Consider the following 18,736-nt stretch of genomic DNA (forward strand, 5'->3'; position numbering starts at 1 on the left):
TTTATGATTCAAACTGTCAGCCGTAAGCGGATCGAAATTCTGGTGGATACGCCGCTTGTGCCGCGGGTTGTCGCGCAACTGAAAGCGGTCGATATATCTGGCTGGAGCGTAATCCATGTGGACTCTGGCGGTGGCCGCGCTGGTGAGTGGCAAGATGACGATGTCACGGGAGCGAGCGCAAAGACGATTGTGCTGGCTATCGCGTCAGAGACCAAGACGTCCGGATTGATTGAGGCGATTGCGCCATTGCTCGACAGCTATGGAATGCTGCTGACAATCGGCGATGTGCAGGTTTTGCGCGGGGAAAGATTTTAATGTCTGAATTTGACCAATTGGTAGACGGGTACCGCCGCTTCAAATCTGACGCTTATGTCCGTCAGAAAGCCCGCTATGACGAACTGGCCAGTGATGGTCAGGCGCCGCCAATCATGATCATCTCGTGCAGCGACAGCCGGGTCGATCCAGCCACCGTTTTCGACACCACACCCGGCCAAGTGTTCGCGTTACGCAATGTCGCGAGCCTTGTTCCGCCTTATGAAATTGGCGGCGGTTTGCATGGGGTGTCGGCAGCAATCGAATTTGGCGTAATGGGGTTGGAAGTCCGGCACATTGTTGTCCTTGGTCACGCCCAGTGCGGCGGCATTAAAGCGTCATTGGAAGGCGCAAATCTGGGCCACGGTGGCCATAGTTTCATCGATGGCTGGGTCGACATTGTGCGCCCTGCCCGTGACAAGATTTTAGCGTCCGCGTCCGACGACCCGCAACATGATTTGGAATTGGACGCCATTCGCGTGAGTTTGAAAAACCTGCGCACATTTCCATTCATTGCAGAGCGCGAGCAATCCGGGCAGCTAAAGTTGCATGGTGCCTATTTCGGCATCGCCGACGGCCACCTCCACATACTCAATGACCAAACCGACGAGTTTGAGGTCCAATGACCCATCAGGTCGCCTTGCCAGCCTATTATAACGACCTTGACGCGAGTTTTGCAGAAGCGTGGAATGTCGTTGAAGCCGGTGTAACGGACCGGAAGAGTCCCGCGCACACGCCGACCATCGGTACCGTTGATGCGGACGGAACACCGCAATTGCGCATTATGATCCTGCGCGAAGTGTCGCGTGATCGTCGAAGCTTGCGCTTTCATACGGACGCACGGTCCGACAAGATTGCGCAACTGCAGCAGGGCGCGGCGACGAGCGTTTTGGTCTATGATGCGGCGGCAAAAGCGCAGATTCGGCTGTCCGGTTGCGCCCATATTGCAGCCGACGGTGATGTCGCAGATACAGCATGGTCCGGTTCAACGCCCTTTGCCCGTCGCTGTTACATGGCCGAAGCCGCTCCAGGCACGCCGATTGCGCAACCGTCGTCAGGATTGCCGGAATGGATTGAAGGCAAACAACCCGAAGAAGATCAATTGGCCGATTACCGCGGAAATTTTGCGGCTTTGATGTTTCACGCGGACAGCATGGAATGGCTATATCTGGCCAATGCAGGGCACCGCCGCGCACGATGGCATTGGGACCAAACGCAAAATCTATGGCTTGGGAACTGGCTGGTTCCCTAAACCGCGGCACGCTATCCTAAGGACCAAAGCGCCCTCCTCTGCTGCATTGGCGTTGCAGAGGAGGCGGCGCTTCATATGAGCATTAACGCGTCATCTTCTTATAGGTTGCACGATGTGGACGGGTGGCTTCGTCGCCAAGGCGGGCGATTTTGTCTTCTTCGTATGATTCAAAGTTGCCTTCAAACCATTCGACATGGCTGTCGCCTTCAAACGCCAAAATATGCGTTGCAAGACGGTCAAGGAAGAAGCGGTCATGGCTGATGACCACGGCGCAACCGGCGAAGCTTTCCAACGCTTCTTCAAGAGCCGAAAGCGTTTCAACGTCCAAGTCGTTGGTAGGTTCGTCGAGCAGAAGCACGTTGCCGCCTTGCTTCAACATCTTCGCCATGTGCACGCGGTTGCGTTCACCACCGGACAATAAACCAACCTTTTTCTGCTGATCGGTACCCTTGAAGTTGAACGCACCAACATAAGCGCGGGTCGGCGTTTCATGCTTGCCCAATTTCATAAAGTCGGCGCCGCCGGAAATTTCTTCCCACACATTCTTGTTGGGGTCGAGATCATCGCGGCTTTGGTCGACAAAGCCCAATCGGACAGTTTCACCGATTTCAACTTCACCCGAATCTGGAACTTCCTGACCGGTGATAAGGCGGAACAAGGTCGATTTACCCGCACCGTTTGGACCAATGACGCCAACGATGCCGCCCTGCGGAATGGTGAAGGACAGATTTTCAAAGAGCAATTTGTCACCATAGGCCTTGGTCACATTTTTGACCTCAATAACCTTGCTGCCCAAACGCTCAGGTATCTGAATGACAATCTGCGCTTTGCCGGGTGTGCGGTTTTCCTGGGCCTCGACCAGCTGGTCAAAGGATTTGATACGCGCTTTTGATTTGGTTTGCCGGGCCTTTGGACTTTGCCGGATCCACTCCAGCTCGTCCTTAATCGCCTTTTGACGGCCAGCGTCTTCACGCGATTCCTGCTCCAGACGCTTCGCCTTCTTTTCAAGATAGGTCGAATAATTGCCTTCGTAGACAAAATAGCGTCCGCGATCGAGCTCAAGGATCCAGCTGACGACATTATCCAAGAAATAGCGATCGTGGGTCACGAGAATGACGTTGCCCTTATAATCGACCAAATGCTTTTCCAGCCACGCAACGGACTCTGCGTCCAAGTGGTTGGTCGGTTCGTCGAGCAACAGAATGTCGGGCTTTTCCAGCAAAAGCCGCGTCAGCGCGATACGGCGCTTTTCACCGCCCGACAGGCTGGTGACGGGGCTGTCGCCGGGAGGGCAACGTAGCGCGTCCATAGCGAGCTCCAGCTGGCTATCGAGCGACCAGCCATCGACGGCATCAATCTTTTCCTGAAGCGTGCCCATTTCTTCCATGAGCGCGTCAAAGTCGGCATCTTCGGGCGGATCGCCCATGATGGTCGAAATCTCGTTAAAACGGTCCACAAGATCGGCAACCGCGCGTACGCCGTCCATGACGTTTTCCTTGACCGTTTTGTTCGGATCAAGCTCTGGCTCCTGCGCCAGATAGCCAACGCGGATATGTTCGCCGGGCCACGCTTCGCCCGTAAACTCTGTGTCCATTCCGGCCATGATTTTCATCAGCGTGGATTTACCCGTGCCGTTTGGCCCAACGATGCCGATCTTTGCATCCGGATAGAATTGCAGATTGATGTTGTTGAGGACGGGTTTGCTTGCGCCGGGGAAGGTTTTCGTCATTCCCTTCATTACGAAGCTATATTGGGCTGCCATGGGCTTTAATTCCTGTGTTGCATTACTTTTGATTTGGCCGCTTCCCTAGCTATCTGCGCGTTTCGCCGCAAGGTGGGATTGCAAATCCCGACGATGCGATTAAGCCTGCCAAGCATGAAGAAAAACATCCTATTGCTCGCCGCAGCCTCCACGCTGTTCCTTTCGCCATCACTCGCCCTTGGCGCGCCTGCGTCGCCGGACAGCGCTTCAGTCGCATCGATCCGCGACAAAGCGTTGCAGAGTGACAGTTTCGCCTATGAAATCGTCGAAGGGCTCACCACCGAAATCGGCCCACGGCAGGGCGGCACCGAAGCGGAAGCACGCGCACGGACTTGGTCGGTCAGCAAGCTGAAGGCGCTGGGTTTTGATAATGTCCGCATCGAAGAATATCAGATGCCCACATGGGTACGCGGCGAAGAAACCGCATCCATCGTCGCGCCCTATCCGCAGAAACTCGCCATTGCCGCATTGGGCAATAGCGGCAGCACCGGTGAAGCCGGGCTGGAAGCTGAAATTGTATATTTCCCGACGATTGATGATTTGCGCGCAGCCCCCGATGGCAGCTTGAAAGGCAAGATTGCCTTTGTCAGCCACAATATGAAAGCCACGCAGGACGGCAGCAGTTATGGCGCATTTGGCCCTGCCCGCTTTGTCGGTCCGAACATCGCCGCGAAAAAGGGTGCGGCGGCCATCGTCATCCGTTCAATCGGAACCGATTATCATCGCAACCCGCACACGGGAAACACCAACTTTGATCCCGGCGTCACGCCCATTCCGGCTGGTGCATTGTCGATACCCGACGCTGAAAATCTGGAGCGGATGATTGCGCGCGGTAAGCCTGTGCGGTTGAAACTGAAGCTGACCCCAAAAAATGTCGGGATGCAGACATCAGGCAATGTTTTGGCCGAAGTTAAGGGTTCGAACCCCGATCTGCCCATGATTGTTATCGCCTGCCATCTGGATAGCTGGGACCTTGGGACCGGCGCCATTGATGACGCCGCAGGTTGCGGTATCATCGGGGCAGCGGCCAAGCATTTGCAATCGATGGGCCAACCCAAGCGCACCGTACGCCTGCTGTGGGCTGGCGCGGAAGAAGTCGGCATTTGGGGTGGCCGGGATTATGGCGCGAAGCACGCGAATGAGCCCCATGCCTTCGCGATGGAATCGGATTTCGGCGCGGGCAAAGTCTGGGCCGTTGATTTCCGCCTGCCCGAAAGCGCGTCGGCGCTTCGCGGTCAGATCGTTTCTGCATTGGCGCCGCTGGGCGTTGTTCCGCGCAAGGAATTGGCCGGTGGCGGCGCGGATGTTGGCGCTATCATCGCGGCGCAGAAATTGGGCATCATTGACCTGCAGCAAGATGGTACGAAATATTTCGACCTGCACCACACGCCCGACGATACGCTCGACAAGATCGACAAAGCCGAATTGCGTCAGAACGTGGCTGCATGGGTTGCGACCTTGGCGCTCGTTGCAAATTATGACGGCGAACTAAAGCCAGAGGCGGCGCGTTGAAACACGCTTTTGTCTTGGCGCTCATGCTTATGGTTGGGGGCTGTGGTGACACGGCCCCAACCGAAGCGGGCAAGCCTGACGACGCGGGCACGCCAGCGGTCACACAGAAAGATGAGCTGGCTCAGCAGAAGCTGACGATTGAACAAGCCGCCGAAGAGGCAACGAAGCTTATTGAGGCGGATGCGAAGGCTGAAATTGACGCGGCCGATGCAAGTGGCGGCGCGGCGCAGTAAGTACTCTCTCGCCGGACGGGTCACTGAGAACCGTCAAAAATCTGCCAAAATGTCTCTGCTGAGATACAATGTGCGATCACCGCACATGCTATGCGCGATGAAACCATCGATAGCCGTGATCTGTCTAAAAATTTCCGAAGAAATGGTCGGGGAGACAGGATTCGAACCTGCGACCCTCTGGTCCCAAACCAGATGCGCTACCAGGCTGCGCTACTCCCCGACATGGGATCACTGGTATAACAATGTCCGCGCGGCTGGCTGCCTGCCAAATTCCACAAAAGTGAAACTGGTGGGCCCGGAGGGACTCGAACCCCCGACCTAGCCGTTATGAGCGGCCAGCTCTAACCAACTGAGCTACAGGCCCTGACCGGCTCGCCAACTGCCTGCGCGCCGATAGCCGAACTTTGGGCGCGCTTGCAAGCCTTTATCTCATCAAAAAGATTTAAATCCGTTGGCATTTACAATTTCCGCCATCCTTGTCGGTCGAACGCCGCTTCCCGCAAGTGGCAAAATCCGCCGTCCCACACATTATTAAGCTGCTCAAGCTGATTGGCATCGCCCCCCACTGCCGCGCCATATCATTATCGCTCTTGGTCCATTAATCCGGTTCGCCCGTCATTGACGGCTGGAAGCGACACGATCAGCGCTTGATTGTAAAAACGTAAATCCCCGCCAACATTTCGTGCAAGGCTGCGCACAAGGCGTAACGAAAAGCCTAACCCAAGCAATGGCGCGTCATGAGAATCATCGAGCGGGCCGGAACCGAAAAGTTCGCTCTCGTCCATATCGGCAAGCTTTTTAGGCAAGCTAAGCACGAAACGGTTAACCGCGTTCAACCCGCGCTCCGTCCGGAAACGACCATCGAGGATTTCGCCCGGCTCGCAGCCGATGATGACGGCAGACAACAAGCGCGAAAAAAGACGTTCCGCCAGATGGTTATCCAAAGCAAATGGCCGAACCGGATGGGCATGGACCAAGTTCAGGGTAACGTGCAAAACGTCGCTCAATTCGTAGAGCCGCTCTGCCAACCGAAGCGACAGCCAGTCACAATTCGTCGAACCGATCTTCGTTGCGTAGGATCCGGTCTCAATTTTTGCAGCGGTTGAAAGATCATCAAAGCCAGACAGCAAGCGCTCGGCATCGCGCAGGATGTTACCGGCTATTGTGCGATATTCCTCGTTAACAGGTCCAAAGAGTTGCTGTTCAATAATTTCGGAAAAGCCAATAATGGCGCCCAACGGCGTGCGCAGTTCGTGCAACAATTGCTGGATATTATCCGCATCATTGGCTCCGCCTTCAGAAATGTGCGCGACTTCCGCGAGATTGGGACGACGCAATATCCCGCGATAGCCGTTGAACCGTCCGCTGGCAGGTTCAAAAAACGGTGCAGCGTTGATCCGCCAGTCCCCGGCAATGGCAGGCGTTCCGCATAGGCGCATGCGCGCATTTTCAAGCGGCATTTTTTGCCGAAAGGCAGCGGCGCCATAACCATCTGGTCCAGGCCCCTCGTCATATGCGGGTTCACCGATATCCACGCCGACAACCGCCCCCGCAGGCGCGCCTTCAATCCAGCTGATGGTGCCATATTCGTCGGTTTCGAAGCGAATTTCGTCAATAGGTTCGTAAAACGAAACGTCGTGTTCGATAGACGCCTCAGCCAGCATTTCGGCCGGCTCGTGCTGTTCACGCGTAAGCCGCAGTTTTTCGATACGTTCAACAATATCGCGGATTTGCACAGCTTGCGGTGCGGGCACGACCGCCTCGCGTTCGGTTTCATCGAAAGACAACACAAAGTCTGCGGACGACCAAGCACGAAGCGCACGCAGGGTCACGGGGCCAATATCCTTGCGGTTGCGCAAGAATCCGCGCGCGCGGGTGGACATATGGGGGACGATATCTGCCCATTCCATGTCATTCAGCCGCGCGCCGCTCACCGCCGCTGCGGCAACCGCCGGAACATCGTCCGATAGAAGCAAAAGCAAAGGCGCAGAGCACAGTCGGCCAGATAAAGCGCGTATACATTGTTCGCGGACGGTTGAAGGAACCACGTCCATGAACTGCCGCACCTTTTGCAAGCCGGAGGCGACCGCAGACGGGTCAAAATTGGACGGATTTTGCGCTAATATATCAACAAGTTGTTGCCATTTTACTGACAAGCCAATGGCATCATCTTCCGCCTGACGCAAAGTGGTTTGAAGGCGATCGTCAAAGCGCAAATTCGGCAAGTCCTAATGGTACATTATCCGTGTGATTGACGTGGAATAAACCGATATCAGGACGTGCAAAAGCGGCAAAATTGATGCGTCACACTTTGGGACAATTGCAATATAATATAATTATATTATAACATGGCGGCATAATGGAAATGGAAATAACAAGATAATGGCTAATATGAACCTCGATGCGATAGATATGAAGCTTTTGGCGGAATTGCAGGCTGACGGTCGCATTACCAATGTCGAGCTTGCAACCAAGGTTGGGTTGACCGCCCCGCCATGCTTGCGACGTATGCGTGCGCTGGAACAGTCGGGGACGATTAAATCCTACCACGCAGATGTCGACGCCAGCGCGTTGGGCTACACAATCACCGTGTTTGCCATGGTCAGCTTAAAAAGTCAGGCTGAAGAAGATCTGAAGGCGTTTGAACAGCATGTTCGGGCGCTCCCCGATGTGCGCGAATGCCACATGCTGAATGGCGAAATTGATTTCATCCTCAAAATCGTTGCGCGCGATCTGCAGTCATTTCAGGAATTCCTGACATCGCAGTTAACGTCCGCACCTAATGTAAACAGCGTTAAAACGTCGCTGACCATTCGCACCGCAAAAGACGAACCCGGCGTACCAATACCCATGGCATAAAAAAAGGGCCCGATTGCTCAGGCCCTTTTTCATGATGTATCCCAAAGCTTAAGTCGCTGGCGTTGCCGAAGGCGCCGCGGCTGGTGCGGGCTTTTCCAAATGGTTGATGTACATCACCCAATATTCGGCAATTGCCTTGCGGTTTCCACCAGTGATCTGCGCGAAATCGGCCTTCGCGCCAGCATAATCGCCGAGCATGGTTTTCGACATGGCAAGGCGGAAGCGGGTGCGGTCGGTCTGGTTTCCGCCATCCTTATCAAGCACTGGCCCCTTGCTTATAGCTGTTTCGTAGAGGTCCTTGGCTGTCTTATAATCCTTGTGTGAGAAGAATGAGTCGCCTGTCAGCGTCGCCAGCATAGCTTTAGGGCTCGCCTTTGCCGGTGCGATCGTTCCCGCCAATGTACGGGTATCTTCCGCCAAACGTGCCTTGGCTTCATTGTAACGCTCGCTAAAGGTCACGTTGTTGCGTGAAATGATGCCCTTTGCGAAGCCCTCATCCAAGACGGAAACGGCCTCTGCAGGATAGCGCACGCCGACATAGCTTAAGCTGTCGAGATATTCGGCATATTCTTGTTGAAAGCGCAAACCATTGGTCGCGCGCATCAAACGCATGAGGTCAAGCGACTCTTCAGGGTTCGTGTCGAGCGAACGATTGAAGAACGCAAGGGCATCATGCCAGTAATCGGGGTTATTCTCGGCGATCACCAAATCCTTATAGAAATTGGCGGCACCGGCATAATCTTTCGCTTTCGCAGAAAGGTTGGCGGCACGGACGACATAGCCTTTGTTAACCGCTCCAGCTGCCTTGCTCGCTGCAATGGCCTTGCCAATCCAGGCGATAGCGTCAGCATCCTTATTCTGCTGCGACATGGCGTTGGAAATCAAAAACTCAATGTTGTTGGCGCGGTAACCAAGGTTGTACGCATCCAACATATTCTTTTCAGCGTCAGCAAATTTCTTGCCATCATAGGCAATCGCACCTTTGCGGAACGTATATGCCTGCTTCATTTCAACAGGCGTCGTCGCAGAAGCGAGCAACAGATCGATACCCTGATCCTGCAATGCGCTGTCTTTCGCCGCCACGCCGATGTTCACGGCCAATATCCCAGCTTCATAACGGTCGTCATCATTGGCAATGGCGGCAAGAATCTTCGGAAATTCAACCTTCGCTGCGGCTGCATCCTTGGTTTTGTTCAAAAGATTGGCAACAGGCATGTATGCCGCGATGAACGGTTTGGAATAATTTCTCTTGGGAGCCGCAGGCGTGGCTTCCTTCCCCTTTTTTTCCTTTTTGGGCTTTTCATCGGACTGCGCAAAAGCAGGCGCAGCGGTTATAGCGGCGAATGAAAGTGCAAGGGCAAATTTTGAAACCAGCTTCATTTAACTCTCCGGGACTAGTGGTGTATTGCCATGGGCTTTGGTTAACGTCGTGTATAGGACCTTGCCATCTTCAGTGCAATTGACATAGCGCAGTCGCATGAATTCCCGTTGAACGAACCAGAGGAAAATTCAAGTGCCTGAACGTACCGCAGTGATAATTGGCGCACGTGGTGGCATTGGTGCCGCGCTCGCCGATGCTTTGGATGCGGGCGATCAATATGACCGCGTCATTCGGCTGCATCGGACAAGCGTGCCCGCGATAGACATATTGGACGAGGCAAGCATAGCCGCCGCAGCAAGCGATTTGGCAGGCACAGCGCCGCAATTGGTCATCGTGGCCACAGGGTTGCTGCACACAGCCGCCAAAGGGCCAGAAAAAACCCTGCGCGAGCTTGATCCGGAATGGATGATGGAAAACTACCGCATCAATGCGGTTGGCCCGGCTTTGGTGGCGAAACATTTTCTGCCGATCATGGCCAAGCAAGGCCCGGTCTGCTTTGCGGCGCTTTCCGCCCGCGTGGGCAGCATTTCGGACAATCGCCTTGGCGGATGGCATAGCTATCGCGCGTCGAAATCCGCGCTCAATATGTTCATCCGCAACATTGCGATCGAATGGCAGCGCAAAAATGCACAGTCGGTTGTGGTCGCCCTGCACCCCGGCACTGTCGAAACGCAGCTGAGCGCGCCATTTAAGGGCAATCCGGCGCACGAACGCTTCGTCCCTGCCCGCGCTGCTGCGGATATGCTTGCCGTGCTTGCAAGCCTGAAGCCCGAGCAAAGCGGCCAGATTTTTGCTTATGATGGCAGCGTTGTCGCCCCCTAACCCACACCACTGCGTGAATCTGTGGATAAGCTGTAGACAACACCCCTATTTGGGCAGTCGCTTGTGGTCATATGACCGACTTGGGTCTATGGGTTAGTTACCCAAAAAATATAAGGATTTTCGCGCTGTGAGCGACGACATAGTTACAATGGAACCATCAGACATTTCGCCCGTCGACATCGTCGACGAAATGAAGTCGAGCTACCTCGATTATGCGATGTCGGTCATTGTATCCCGCGCCCTGCCGGACGTGCGTGACGGCCTGAAACCCGTTCACCGCCGTATTTTGTTCGCCAGCCAGGAAGGCGGCTTTGTCGCGGGCCGACCATATCGGAAATCGGCAAAGATTGTCGGCGACGTCATGGGCAACTATCACCCGCATGGCGACAGCGCGATTTACGACGCGCTTGCCCGTATGACGCAAGATTGGTCGATGCGCGTGCCCTTGATCGATGGTCAGGGTAACTTCGGATCGATGGACCCTGATCCGCCAGCATCGATGCGGTACACCGAAGCACGGTTGAACAAGGTCGCCAACGCGCTGTTGGATGATCTCGACAAAGACACCGTCGATTTCCAACCCAATTATGACGGCAGCCGCGAAGAACCGCAGGTTTTGCCCGCACGTTTCCCCAATCTGTTGGTCAACGGCGCTGGCGGTATTGCCGTCGGCATGGCCACCAACATCCCGCCACACAATCTTGGCGAAGTTATCAAGGCCTGCCTGGCCTATATCGATAATCCGGCCATCTCCATTGATGAGCTGATCGAGATCGTCCCTGCCCCTGATTTCCCCACGGGGCCGTTAATCCTTGGCACCGGCGGCGCACGTTCGGCCTATCGCGAAGGCAAGGGCTCCATCATGCAGCGCGCCCGCCACGAGATTGAGGAAGGCAAAGGCGATCGTCGTTCAATCGTCCTGACCAGCATTCCGTTCCAGGTCGGCAAATCCGCTTTGGTCGAAAAAATTGCCGAAGCCGCGAAGGACAAGCGCATTGAGGGCGTTTCCGACATTCGCGACGAATCCAGCCGCAAGGGCGTGCGCATCGTCATCGATCTGAAGCGTGATGCGACCACAGATGTGGTGCTGAACCAATTGTGGCGCCATACACAGGCGCAATCGAGCTTTCCGGCCAATATGCTCGCCATTCGCGGCGGGCGGCCTGAAGTCCTTAACCTGCGCGACATCATTGAGGCATTCATCCGCTTCCGCGAAGAGGTCATCACCCGCAGAACGAAGTTCGAACTGAACAAAGCGCGCGAACGGGCGCATTTGTTGCTTGGGCTTGTCGTTGCCGTCACCAATTTGGACGAAGTCGTCCGCATCATTCGCGGATCGGCCAGCCCCGCAGAGGCGCGCGCCGCGTTGATTGCGCGCAAATGGCCAATTGCGGAAATCGCGTCGTACATCAAATTGGTGGAAGCCGTTGAAACCGAAATTACGGGCGACAGCTACCAATTGTCCGAGCTTCAGGTGCGCGCCATTCTGGAACTGCGCCTGCACCGCCTGACGGCGCTTGGCCGCGATGAAATTGGTAAGGAACTTCAGGGGCTTGCAGAGAGCATCGCAGAATATCTCGCAATTCTGGGCGACCGCGTAAAGCTGTACGCGGTTTTGCGTGAAGAGCTGGTCGCCATTGACGCCGAATTTTCGACGCCCCGCTTGTGCGAAATCACCGCCAGCTGGGACGGCCTTGATGACGAAGACCTCATGGAGCGTGAGGAAATGGTCGTCACCGTCACCCATAGCGGCTATATTAAACGCACCGCATTGGCGGCTTTCCGCGCCCAGAACCGTGGTGGCAAGGGCCGCGCGGGTATGGCGACCAAGGATGAAGATGCCGTCACCGAACTGTTCGTCACCAGCACGCACACACCCGTATTGTTCTTCTCAAACATTGGTAAGGTTTACCGCCTAAAAGTTTGGAAGCTGCCCGAAGGCGGCCCATCGACCCGCGGTCGGCCCATGGTCAACCTGCTGCCATTGGGCGAAGGCGAAGTGATTTCCAACGTTTTGACGCTGCCTGAGGACGAAGCCGAATGGGGCGGCCTCAGCGTCGTCTTTGCCACGGCCAAGGGCTATGCCCGCCGCAACAGCATGGACGCATTTGCCAATGTCCCAAGCAACGGCAAAATCGCCATGAAGTTTGAAGGCGAAGATGCGGACGATAAACTGATCGGCGTGGAATTGTTAAGCCCCGAAGACGACGTCTTGCTGGCAAGCCGCAATGGCAAGGCGATCCGCTTTGCCGCCGACGACATTCGCGAATTCCAAAGCCGCGCGTCGACCGGCGTTCGCGCCATGAAGCTGGCCAAGGGCGACGAGGTTATCTCGCTATCCATCCTTCAGCGCGTGGGCACCACGCCTGAAGAGCGCGAAGATTATCTGCGCTTCGCCCCATGGAAGCCAGAGAAGGAAGGCGAACCCACAATGTCCGCGGAACGCATCGCGGAGATGGCGGAGCGTGAACAGTTCATCCTGACCGTATGCGCCAATGGCTATGGCAAATTGTCATCGGCTTATGGCTATCGCCGCACGGGCCGTGGTGGTCAGGGTATCACCAATATCGACAATATCGAACGCAACGGCCCCGTTGTCGCCAGCTTCCCCGCAACCAAGGGGGACCAGTTGATGCTCGTCACCGACCAGGCCAAGCTGATCCGTATGCCACTGGACAGCCTACGCGTCCTTGGCCGCGGCACCGCAGGCGTGCGTTTGTTCAACGTTGGCGACAATGAACATGTCGTCGGCGCAGCGAAGATTGACGAGAGTGATGAAGAGGCAGACGGCGCAATCGACGACACGAACGAGGTTGCATCTGCAGTAGCCGACGTATCCGAAGGAAACGAACCCGTATGACCACAGCGCATGTGATTGCCGCAGTCCTTGCAGCCGCCACGCAAACCGCACCTGCTGCTCCCGCCGCTGCGCCGAATGACTATGCGCTAGAACAGAATTGGCTTTGCCGTCCAGGCCGCCGCGACGCGTGCAGCACGCCTAGCCTTGACGTAACCGAGGTTGCGCCAGATGGAACGCGTACTGTCCGAACGGTAACGCGGGCCAAAGCAGCTGAAGCCGATTGCTTCTATGTGTACCCGACCTTGTCATATGATCCGGGCGGAAATAGCGACATGATCGCCAATGACGAAGAACGTCGCGTCGTTGAGGCGCAGTTTGCGCGTTTTGGCACTGTGTGCCAAACTTTCGCGCCGATCTATCGCCAATCGACCTTAAGCTGGTTGCGTTCCAACATGATCGGGAATCCCATCCCAATGGACCCCGAACTTCGGTATAATGACGTACGCGATGCGTGGCGGCATTACATGGCGGCCGATAACAAGGGGCGACCATTTGTTCTTGTCGGACATTCGCAAGGATCGGGACTGCTCAAGCGCCTGATTGCCGAGGAAATCGAAGGAAAACCCGCCGCGACGCAGATGTTGTCGGCTATGCTTGCGGGCACCAATGTCGCAGTGCCAAAGGGTAAGGACCGGGGCGCCGATTTGAAACAGACGCCGGTGTGCCGGAAAGCAGCGCAGACCAATTGCGTCATTGCCTGGACAAGTTTTCGCGAAACCTCGCCGCCACCTGCAAACGGCCGTTATGGCCGTGTGCCAGACACCGCGCAGGAAACCATTTGCGCCAACCCCGCTGCGCTTGGCGGCGGCATGGCCACAGTGAACGCACGTTTTCCCTCTGGTGCAGGGATTGGCGACTTGGTGACAGATAGTCCGCGCTGGACCAAAGACAATGCTCCCGTTACGACGCCATCCGTCGCGGTTCCCGGACTATACGCAGCGCAGTGCGTGACGGTAAACGGTGCAAATGTCTTGTCAGTCCGCATCAACGCAGACCCTGCCGACCCCCGCATTGACGATGTCGGCGGTGATGTCCGCTTTGGCGCATTTGTCGCGCAGGACTGGGGACTTCACCTGATCGACGTGTCGCTGGTTATGCAGGATATGGTGGACCTGGTGCCCGTGCAGTTGGCGGCATGGAAAGCGCGCGACCGTTAAGAACAGTTTTGTAACGACGGTTGCAATGTAGGATTTGATTTGAGATCCTGCACGCAACCAACTGACTTGGCCGCTCTTTCTCAATGTCGATATTTTGTGAATATGCCAAAGCGCAATGTCATCGTTAAAGCGACAAACGAGACAATCAAAACATCGTCGCGGGGCGCTTTTGTCGCTTTAGAACGCCGCGCCAAAGGGCGTCGGTTTAATCGCGCTCTTCACCTTCCGGATAATGCCCGCGTTTGACCAAGGTTTGCGCCACGCCGACGGCAATCATCAACACGCCGAAATAATAGAGATACCAGATCGCGATGCCCGACACCTTCGAATTTGCGAGCGGACCAAGTTCCGCAAATATCAGCAAGTCCGAAATGACAAACAAAACCGCGCCGAACCCGACACGGTAACGGGGGAAGTTGCTGCTCCATGCCATCGCGGCCATCGCGGCCAAAATGACGCTATAGGCCGCAACCTGAACCGCTTCGTCGGTCGTCGGCGGAAGACCATAGGCAATCACTGGCGTCAGCAGGAAAATGACAATTGCGAGCAGTTTCTGGCTGAACGTCGGCCCCACACGCCGGTGCCGGAAATACAGCCAGATGGCGACCAGATGACCGGCGGCAAAGGCCAGCGCCCCTGCAACCATGCTGAATTCAATCAAACCGTCGCCCAGCGCATAAAAGGCCAATATGATGGCCAAGGGCACAAATTCCCCCACATGATGCCGGTGCAACGCAAAGGGCACCAGCAAGCCGACCGCCGCCATTTTCCAGACGAGGGCGATCAATCCGCCCTCAAGCGGCAGAAATAGCCATGTTGCCGGAAAGCTTATCCCGGCGATCAAGCTGGCCAACAGATAAGGTCGTTTATGTGCGAGGTCCTGTGTCATCCGCCGATGCATCGTGCAAACAACCGCGCAAGACAAGTGGAATATGGTCCATCATCTTATCCGCGGTCAGCCCCGGCCCCGCACGCACGCCAATATCACCATGCAACCACGCGCCCATGCAGGCGGCGTCAAAGGCGGATATGCCTTGCGCCATCAGTCCGCAGATCAGTCCGGTCAGTACATCGCCCGACCCCGCAGTTGCCAGCCATGGCGATGCATGGCGGTTGACGGCAACACGTCCGTCCGGCGCGGCGATGTGGGTGTGCGGACCTTTCAACAGAACCACCGCCCCCGACCGTTGTGCCGCAGTATATGCTGCCGCCGCGCGATCTGCGAGGTCGATATCGAGGAACAGCCGCGCAAATTCGCCGGCATGCGGGGTCATGACGTCATTTGCACACAGATGCTCGAAAAGCCGCGCAGGATCGCCCGCGAACGCGGTGATAGCATCGGCATCCAGCACCATCGGGATCTCGCGCTTCTGCAGCGCGCAGACAATATCCGCAATGCCCACCCCTGCCCCCGGCCCAATGGCGAGCGCCGTCACGCGGCGGTCGATGCACGCCAACTTATCGTCCGCCTCTCGCAGCATGATCGCGGAGACATGCGCGGCCTGTTCCGCCAACGCCGCGCGATCGCCGATGATCGTCACCAGCCCTGCCCCGACCGCCAAAGCCGCCTGCGCCGCCAAGCGCGATGCGCCCGTTCGAAGCGGCGGCCCGCTCCAGACCATCGCATGGCCCCGGCTATATTTATGCGCATCAGACGGCGGCGGGACCAGCGTTGGCCGGGCTATCGTTCGGTCTTCGGCAAGGTTAAGCGTAAATCCCATAGTCCATCTTGCCGCTTTTACCTGTGCAGCGTCAAAGATTTTTGATAGCCGCGCCACATGATCAAATCATATGACGTTCAAATTATCGGTGGCGGCTTGGCAGGGTGCGAGGCGGCTTGGCAATTGGCGCAGCGCGGAATGCGGGTGAAACTCTCGGAAATGCGCGGCTCGGGCGACATGACGCCAGCGCACCAGACCGATGGGCTTGCCGAACTGGTATGTTCAAACAGCTTTCGTTCGGATGATGCGGAAAACAACGCCGTTGGGCTGCTACATCAGGAAATGCGCGATCTGGGGTCGCTGATCATGCAAGCGGCGGAAGTCGCCAAGGTTCCCGCTGGATCGGCGCTGGCGGTTGATCGTGATGTTTTCTCAGAAACCGTCACCAAGCATTTGGAAAACAATCCCAATATTGAAATCGTGCGCGAACGTGTCGATTCTATTCCGGCCGGCCGCCCTGTCATTATCGCCACGGGTCCATTGACCGCGACCAATTTGGCCGAAAGCATCATGGCGAAAACCGGTGAAGACCGCCTTGCCTTTTTCGACGCAATTGCGCCGATTGTGTACCATGACAGCATCGACATGGACATCGCATGGTATGCATCGCGCTGGGACAAGGGCGAAGGCAAGGATTATATCAACTGCCCCATGGATGAAGCGCAATATCGCGCCTTTCATCAGGGATTGCTTGATTCCGAAAAGTCCGAATTCAAGGAATGGGAAACCAACACCCCCTATTTCGAAGGATGCATGCCGATTGAGGTGATGGCGTCTCGCGGGCTCGATACGCTCCGTTTTGGCCCGATGAAGCCCGTCGGCTTGGATAATCCGCGCACGGGGCGTTGGGCCCATGCCGTGGTGCAGCTGCGTCAGGACAATAAGCAAGGCACTTTGTGGAACATGGTCGGGTTCCAAACCAAGATGAAACATGGCGCGCAAGTTGAACTGCTGCGCACGATCCCCGGGCTTGAAAAGGCCGAATTTGCGCGGCTTGGCGGCTTGCACCGCAATACCTTCATTCGCTCGCCCATCCTCTTGGATCGTCAGCTGCGCCTGAAATCATCGCCGCATATCCGCTTTGCCGGACAGATTACGGGCTGCGAAGGCTATGTCGAAAGCAGCGCGGTTGGGCTGATGGCCGGGATCATGACCGCGGCGGAGATTTCAGGACGCACCGTCACCCCGCCGCCGCCCACCACCGCGCTTGGTGCGCTTTTGGGGCATATCACGGGGGATGCGCTGGCCGATGACTATCAACCCATGAACATCAATTTCGGGCTGTTCGCGCCGCTGGACGAAAAAGTGCACAAAAAATCGCGCAAGGCCGCGATGACTGGGCGTGCGCGGACGGACTTAAACAATTGGATCAGCGCGCAAAAGGTTGCGGCTTAACAGCGGCACCCGGGCTTTTCGGCTTGTTTCGGCCGCGTCTGCGCAAATTCCTTGCGGGTGAGCAACTGGTCCTTGTTCCTGTCCGCGCCGGCAAAGCGCTCTCCGGTGGCCGCCGCCCATTCTTCGAAAGTGAGCAAATTGTTGCCATCGCGGTCCAATGCCTTGAACGCCTTCGTTCGGCTGCCCATCATTTCTAGGCGGGAAATAAGCTCGTCCCGGTTGCGGTCATAACGGTTGAAACGCATTTCCTCACGGCTTGCCTTGGGCGCTTCGGGCGGTGTCGGCGGCGCAGGGCCGAACGCGGGCGCATTGGCTCCCGCTTGGGGCAAGGCATCCAAGATCGCCTCAGGCGGCGGCGCGGCGGGGATCAGGTTCGGCTGGTTAGCCTGCGTCTGCCAGAACCAAAGTCCTGAAACGACGAGCAACAATGCCGCTACACAGCCAACCAATATCCGCTGCATGACCTTCCCCCATGATGACATCACGGCAATAGGGCCACAAAGCTACCACCCCGTCAAGGCATGGCCAATAAGCCGCAATCCGGACACATTGCGAACCGACATCGCCAAAATGGATAAGGGACGAAGTTTTCGGCCCTTAGGCAACGCCGCAAGTGGCTGATTATTGGGCACGCTCAATTTTGACGAGAATTCCACACGCAACGCATCGCGCGCCCATTGATGTGACAAAGCACTAACATCACAGCCCTCGCCTAACCAAGCGGCGTAAGATCCAAAGATCGCGCCCCCACGCAAAGCGGCATGCTTTTCAATATCCTTAGCGGCCCACTCCCCCTCGCCGAGCAGCAACTCCCATGCCGAAACCAAGTCCTGCAATGCCGACAATGAAATGACATCTCCACACGCGCCGAGCGCTTGCAGTAAAGGTTCGCCCTTTGGTCGCAGCGCGGGTTCTGCGGCAAAAGCATCGCGCCACCATGCCAATTTGATTTGCGCAATCATCGGCTCACGCGCTTTGCGCACGACGTCGGTAAATCGCGCATCCAATTGAAGCAACAGGGTGAAAGCATGCCGAAATACAACCGGCGTGTAGACCACAGCGAGGTTGCTCGGAGGCGGAAGCTGTGATGCGATACCATTCATGCTGTCACCCGTTTCACGCCATTATACTTTCTATAGTTAACGCTTGGGTAACCCTGATCCTTCAAAGAAGACTTACTACGACGCGCGCAAAGGGGGACGAGAATCCATTGTGGAAACCAGGGGGCAACAATTGTGAAGAATGTCGAGGCCAACAAGGTGTCTGGCGTGATGTCGCGCCTGCTCAAGAATGAAGAAGGCAATGTCCTTGCTCTTTTCGCTGCGGCGGTAATTCCGTTCTTCGGTCTTGTGGGCGGAGGTGTCGACATGAGCCGCATCTATCTAAGTCAAACGCGGTTGCAAGGTGCTTGTGATGCCGGCGCGCTCATCGGCCGCAAAACGATGGGGCTTGGCAAATGGGCCGACAATG

Annotated in this window: 17 protein-coding genes, 2 tRNA genes and 1 pseudogene; 11 read left to right on the plus strand and 9 right to left on the minus strand. The window is 56.3% G+C overall.

What is annotated here, in order from left to right; all coding sequences use genetic code 11:
* Window positions 1-3: 3 nt before the first annotated feature.
* The 3 genes from GGR91_RS05510 to GGR91_RS05520 are packed head-to-tail and all read left to right on the plus strand — an operon-like array spanning window position 4 to window position 1,564.
* Window positions 4-315, plus strand: a complete 312-nt coding sequence (locus GGR91_RS05510; protein WP_183940820.1) for a P-II family nitrogen regulator — start codon at window positions 4-6, stop codon at window positions 313-315.
* Window positions 315-938 (plus strand): carbonic anhydrase, encoded by a 624-nt coding sequence (locus GGR91_RS05515; protein WP_183940823.1) that lies wholly within the window; start codon window positions 315-317, stop codon window positions 936-938. The genes GGR91_RS05510 and GGR91_RS05515 overlap by 1 nt, the downstream gene beginning before the upstream one ends.
* Window positions 935-1,564: a pyridoxamine 5'-phosphate oxidase family protein gene (locus tag GGR91_RS05520; RefSeq protein WP_183940825.1), complete on the plus strand. Its 630-nt coding sequence runs from the start codon at window positions 935-937 to the stop codon at window positions 1,562-1,564. The genes GGR91_RS05515 and GGR91_RS05520 overlap by 4 nt, the downstream gene beginning before the upstream one ends.
* A gap of 82 nt (window positions 1,565-1,646) precedes the next feature.
* Here the strand turns inward: GGR91_RS05520 and ettA are convergent, their stop codons facing one another.
* Complete coding sequence (ettA, locus tag GGR91_RS05525; protein ID WP_183940827.1) at window positions 1,647-3,326, minus strand: energy-dependent translational throttle protein EttA; 1,680 nt, start codon at window positions 3,324-3,326, stop codon at window positions 1,647-1,649.
* A 114-nt stretch (window positions 3,327-3,440) separates the two neighbouring features.
* On the opposite strand from ettA, the gene GGR91_RS05530 reads away from it, so the two are divergent.
* Together GGR91_RS05530 and GGR91_RS05535 are read left to right on the plus strand one after the other, a co-directional pair.
* On the plus strand, window positions 3,441-4,838 hold the full coding sequence (locus GGR91_RS05530; RefSeq protein WP_183940829.1) for a M28 family peptidase: 1,398 nt from the start codon (window positions 3,441-3,443) through the stop codon (window positions 4,836-4,838).
* The gene (locus tag GGR91_RS05535) at window positions 4,835-5,071 is read left to right on the plus strand and encodes a hypothetical protein (protein WP_183940831.1); all 237 of its coding nucleotides are present in this window, start codon (window positions 4,835-4,837) and stop codon (window positions 5,069-5,071) included. Before GGR91_RS05530 ends, GGR91_RS05535 begins: the two co-directional genes overlap by 4 nt.
* Window positions 5,072-5,214: 143 nt before the next feature.
* On the opposite strand, the gene GGR91_RS05540 is transcribed toward GGR91_RS05535, so the two are convergent.
* The 3 genes from GGR91_RS05540 to GGR91_RS05550 all read right to left on the minus strand — a co-directional run bounded on the left by GGR91_RS05540 (window position 5,215) and on the right by GGR91_RS05550 (window position 7,287).
* Window positions 5,215-5,291 (minus strand) — tRNA-Pro (locus GGR91_RS05540).
* A gap of 67 nt (window positions 5,292-5,358) precedes the next feature.
* A tRNA-Ile gene (locus tag GGR91_RS05545) sits at window positions 5,359-5,435 on the minus strand.
* 217 nt (window positions 5,436-5,652) lie between these two features.
* Window positions 5,653-7,287: a histidine kinase dimerization/phospho-acceptor domain-containing protein gene (locus GGR91_RS05550; RefSeq protein ID WP_183940833.1), complete on the minus strand. Its 1,635-nt coding sequence runs from the start codon at window positions 7,285-7,287 to the stop codon at window positions 5,653-5,655.
* Between the two features lie 166 nt (window positions 7,288-7,453).
* Between GGR91_RS05550 and GGR91_RS05555 the strand changes: the two genes are divergently transcribed.
* On the plus strand, window positions 7,454-7,930 hold the full coding sequence (locus GGR91_RS05555; RefSeq protein WP_183940835.1) for an Lrp/AsnC family transcriptional regulator: 477 nt from the start codon (window positions 7,454-7,456) through the stop codon (window positions 7,928-7,930).
* 48 nt (window positions 7,931-7,978) lie between these two features.
* Here GGR91_RS05555 and GGR91_RS05560 read toward each other — a convergent pair whose 3' ends face one another.
* Window positions 7,979-9,310, minus strand: coding sequence for a hypothetical protein (locus GGR91_RS05560; protein ID WP_183940837.1), 1,332 nt, complete (start codon window positions 9,308-9,310; stop codon window positions 7,979-7,981).
* 127 nt (window positions 9,311-9,437) lie between these two features.
* On the opposite strand from GGR91_RS05560, the gene GGR91_RS05565 reads away from it, so the two are divergent.
* From GGR91_RS05565 to GGR91_RS05575, 3 genes are all read left to right on the plus strand, one after another.
* Window positions 9,438-10,133, plus strand: coding sequence for an SDR family oxidoreductase (locus GGR91_RS05565; protein ID WP_407698401.1), 696 nt, complete (start codon window positions 9,438-9,440; stop codon window positions 10,131-10,133).
* 148 nt (window positions 10,134-10,281) lie between these two features.
* Window positions 10,282-12,993 carry a DNA gyrase subunit A gene (gene gyrA / locus GGR91_RS05570; RefSeq protein ID WP_221204259.1) on the plus strand — a complete coding sequence of 904 codons (2,712 nt, stop codon included), beginning with the start codon at window positions 10,282-10,284 and terminating at the stop codon, window positions 12,991-12,993.
* Complete coding sequence (locus tag GGR91_RS05575; RefSeq protein ID WP_183940843.1) at window positions 12,990-14,150, plus strand: DUF3089 domain-containing protein; 1,161 nt, start codon at window positions 12,990-12,992, stop codon at window positions 14,148-14,150. The genes gyrA and GGR91_RS05575 overlap by 4 nt, the downstream gene beginning before the upstream one ends.
* Window positions 14,151-14,355: 205 nt before the next feature.
* Here GGR91_RS05575 and GGR91_RS05580 read toward each other — a convergent pair whose 3' ends face one another.
* Window positions 14,356-15,039, minus strand: a complete 684-nt coding sequence (locus tag GGR91_RS05580; RefSeq protein ID WP_183940845.1) for a lysoplasmalogenase — start codon at window positions 15,037-15,039, stop codon at window positions 14,356-14,358.
* Complete coding sequence (locus GGR91_RS05585; protein ID WP_183940847.1) at window positions 15,017-15,871, minus strand: NAD(P)H-hydrate dehydratase; 855 nt, start codon at window positions 15,869-15,871, stop codon at window positions 15,017-15,019. The genes GGR91_RS05580 and GGR91_RS05585 overlap by 23 nt, the downstream gene beginning before the upstream one ends.
* Before the next feature lie 57 nt (window positions 15,872-15,928).
* Between GGR91_RS05585 and trmFO the strand changes: the two genes are divergently transcribed.
* Window positions 15,929-17,266: a methylenetetrahydrofolate--tRNA-(uracil(54)-C(5))-methyltransferase (FADH(2)-oxidizing) TrmFO gene (gene trmFO, locus GGR91_RS05590; RefSeq protein WP_183940849.1), complete on the plus strand. Its 1,338-nt coding sequence runs from the start codon at window positions 15,929-15,931 to the stop codon at window positions 17,264-17,266.
* Here trmFO and GGR91_RS05595 read toward each other — a convergent pair.
* Together GGR91_RS05595 and GGR91_RS05600 are read right to left on the minus strand one after the other, a co-directional pair.
* Window positions 17,263-17,727 carry an EF-hand domain-containing protein gene (locus tag GGR91_RS05595; RefSeq protein WP_183940851.1) on the minus strand — a complete coding sequence of 155 codons (465 nt, stop codon included), beginning with the start codon at window positions 17,725-17,727 and terminating at the stop codon, window positions 17,263-17,265. The genes trmFO and GGR91_RS05595 overlap by 4 nt on opposite strands.
* A 42-nt stretch (window positions 17,728-17,769) precedes the next feature.
* Window positions 17,770-18,369, minus strand: a complete 600-nt coding sequence (locus GGR91_RS05600) for a squalene/phytoene synthase family protein (protein WP_183940853.1) — start codon at window positions 18,367-18,369, stop codon at window positions 17,770-17,772.
* Between the two features lie 168 nt (window positions 18,370-18,537).
* On the opposite strand from GGR91_RS05600, the pseudogene GGR91_RS11630 reads away from it, so the two are divergent.
* Window positions 18,538-18,687 (plus strand): annotated as a pseudogene (locus GGR91_RS11630) (TadE/TadG family type IV pilus assembly protein); the annotation flags it as partial.
* Between the last annotated feature and the right edge of the window lie 49 nt (window positions 18,688-18,736).

The sequence above is a fragment of the Sphingorhabdus rigui genome (assembly GCF_014196595.1).
GTDB lineage: Bacteria > Pseudomonadota > Alphaproteobacteria > Sphingomonadales > Sphingomonadaceae > Sphingorhabdus_B > Sphingorhabdus_B rigui.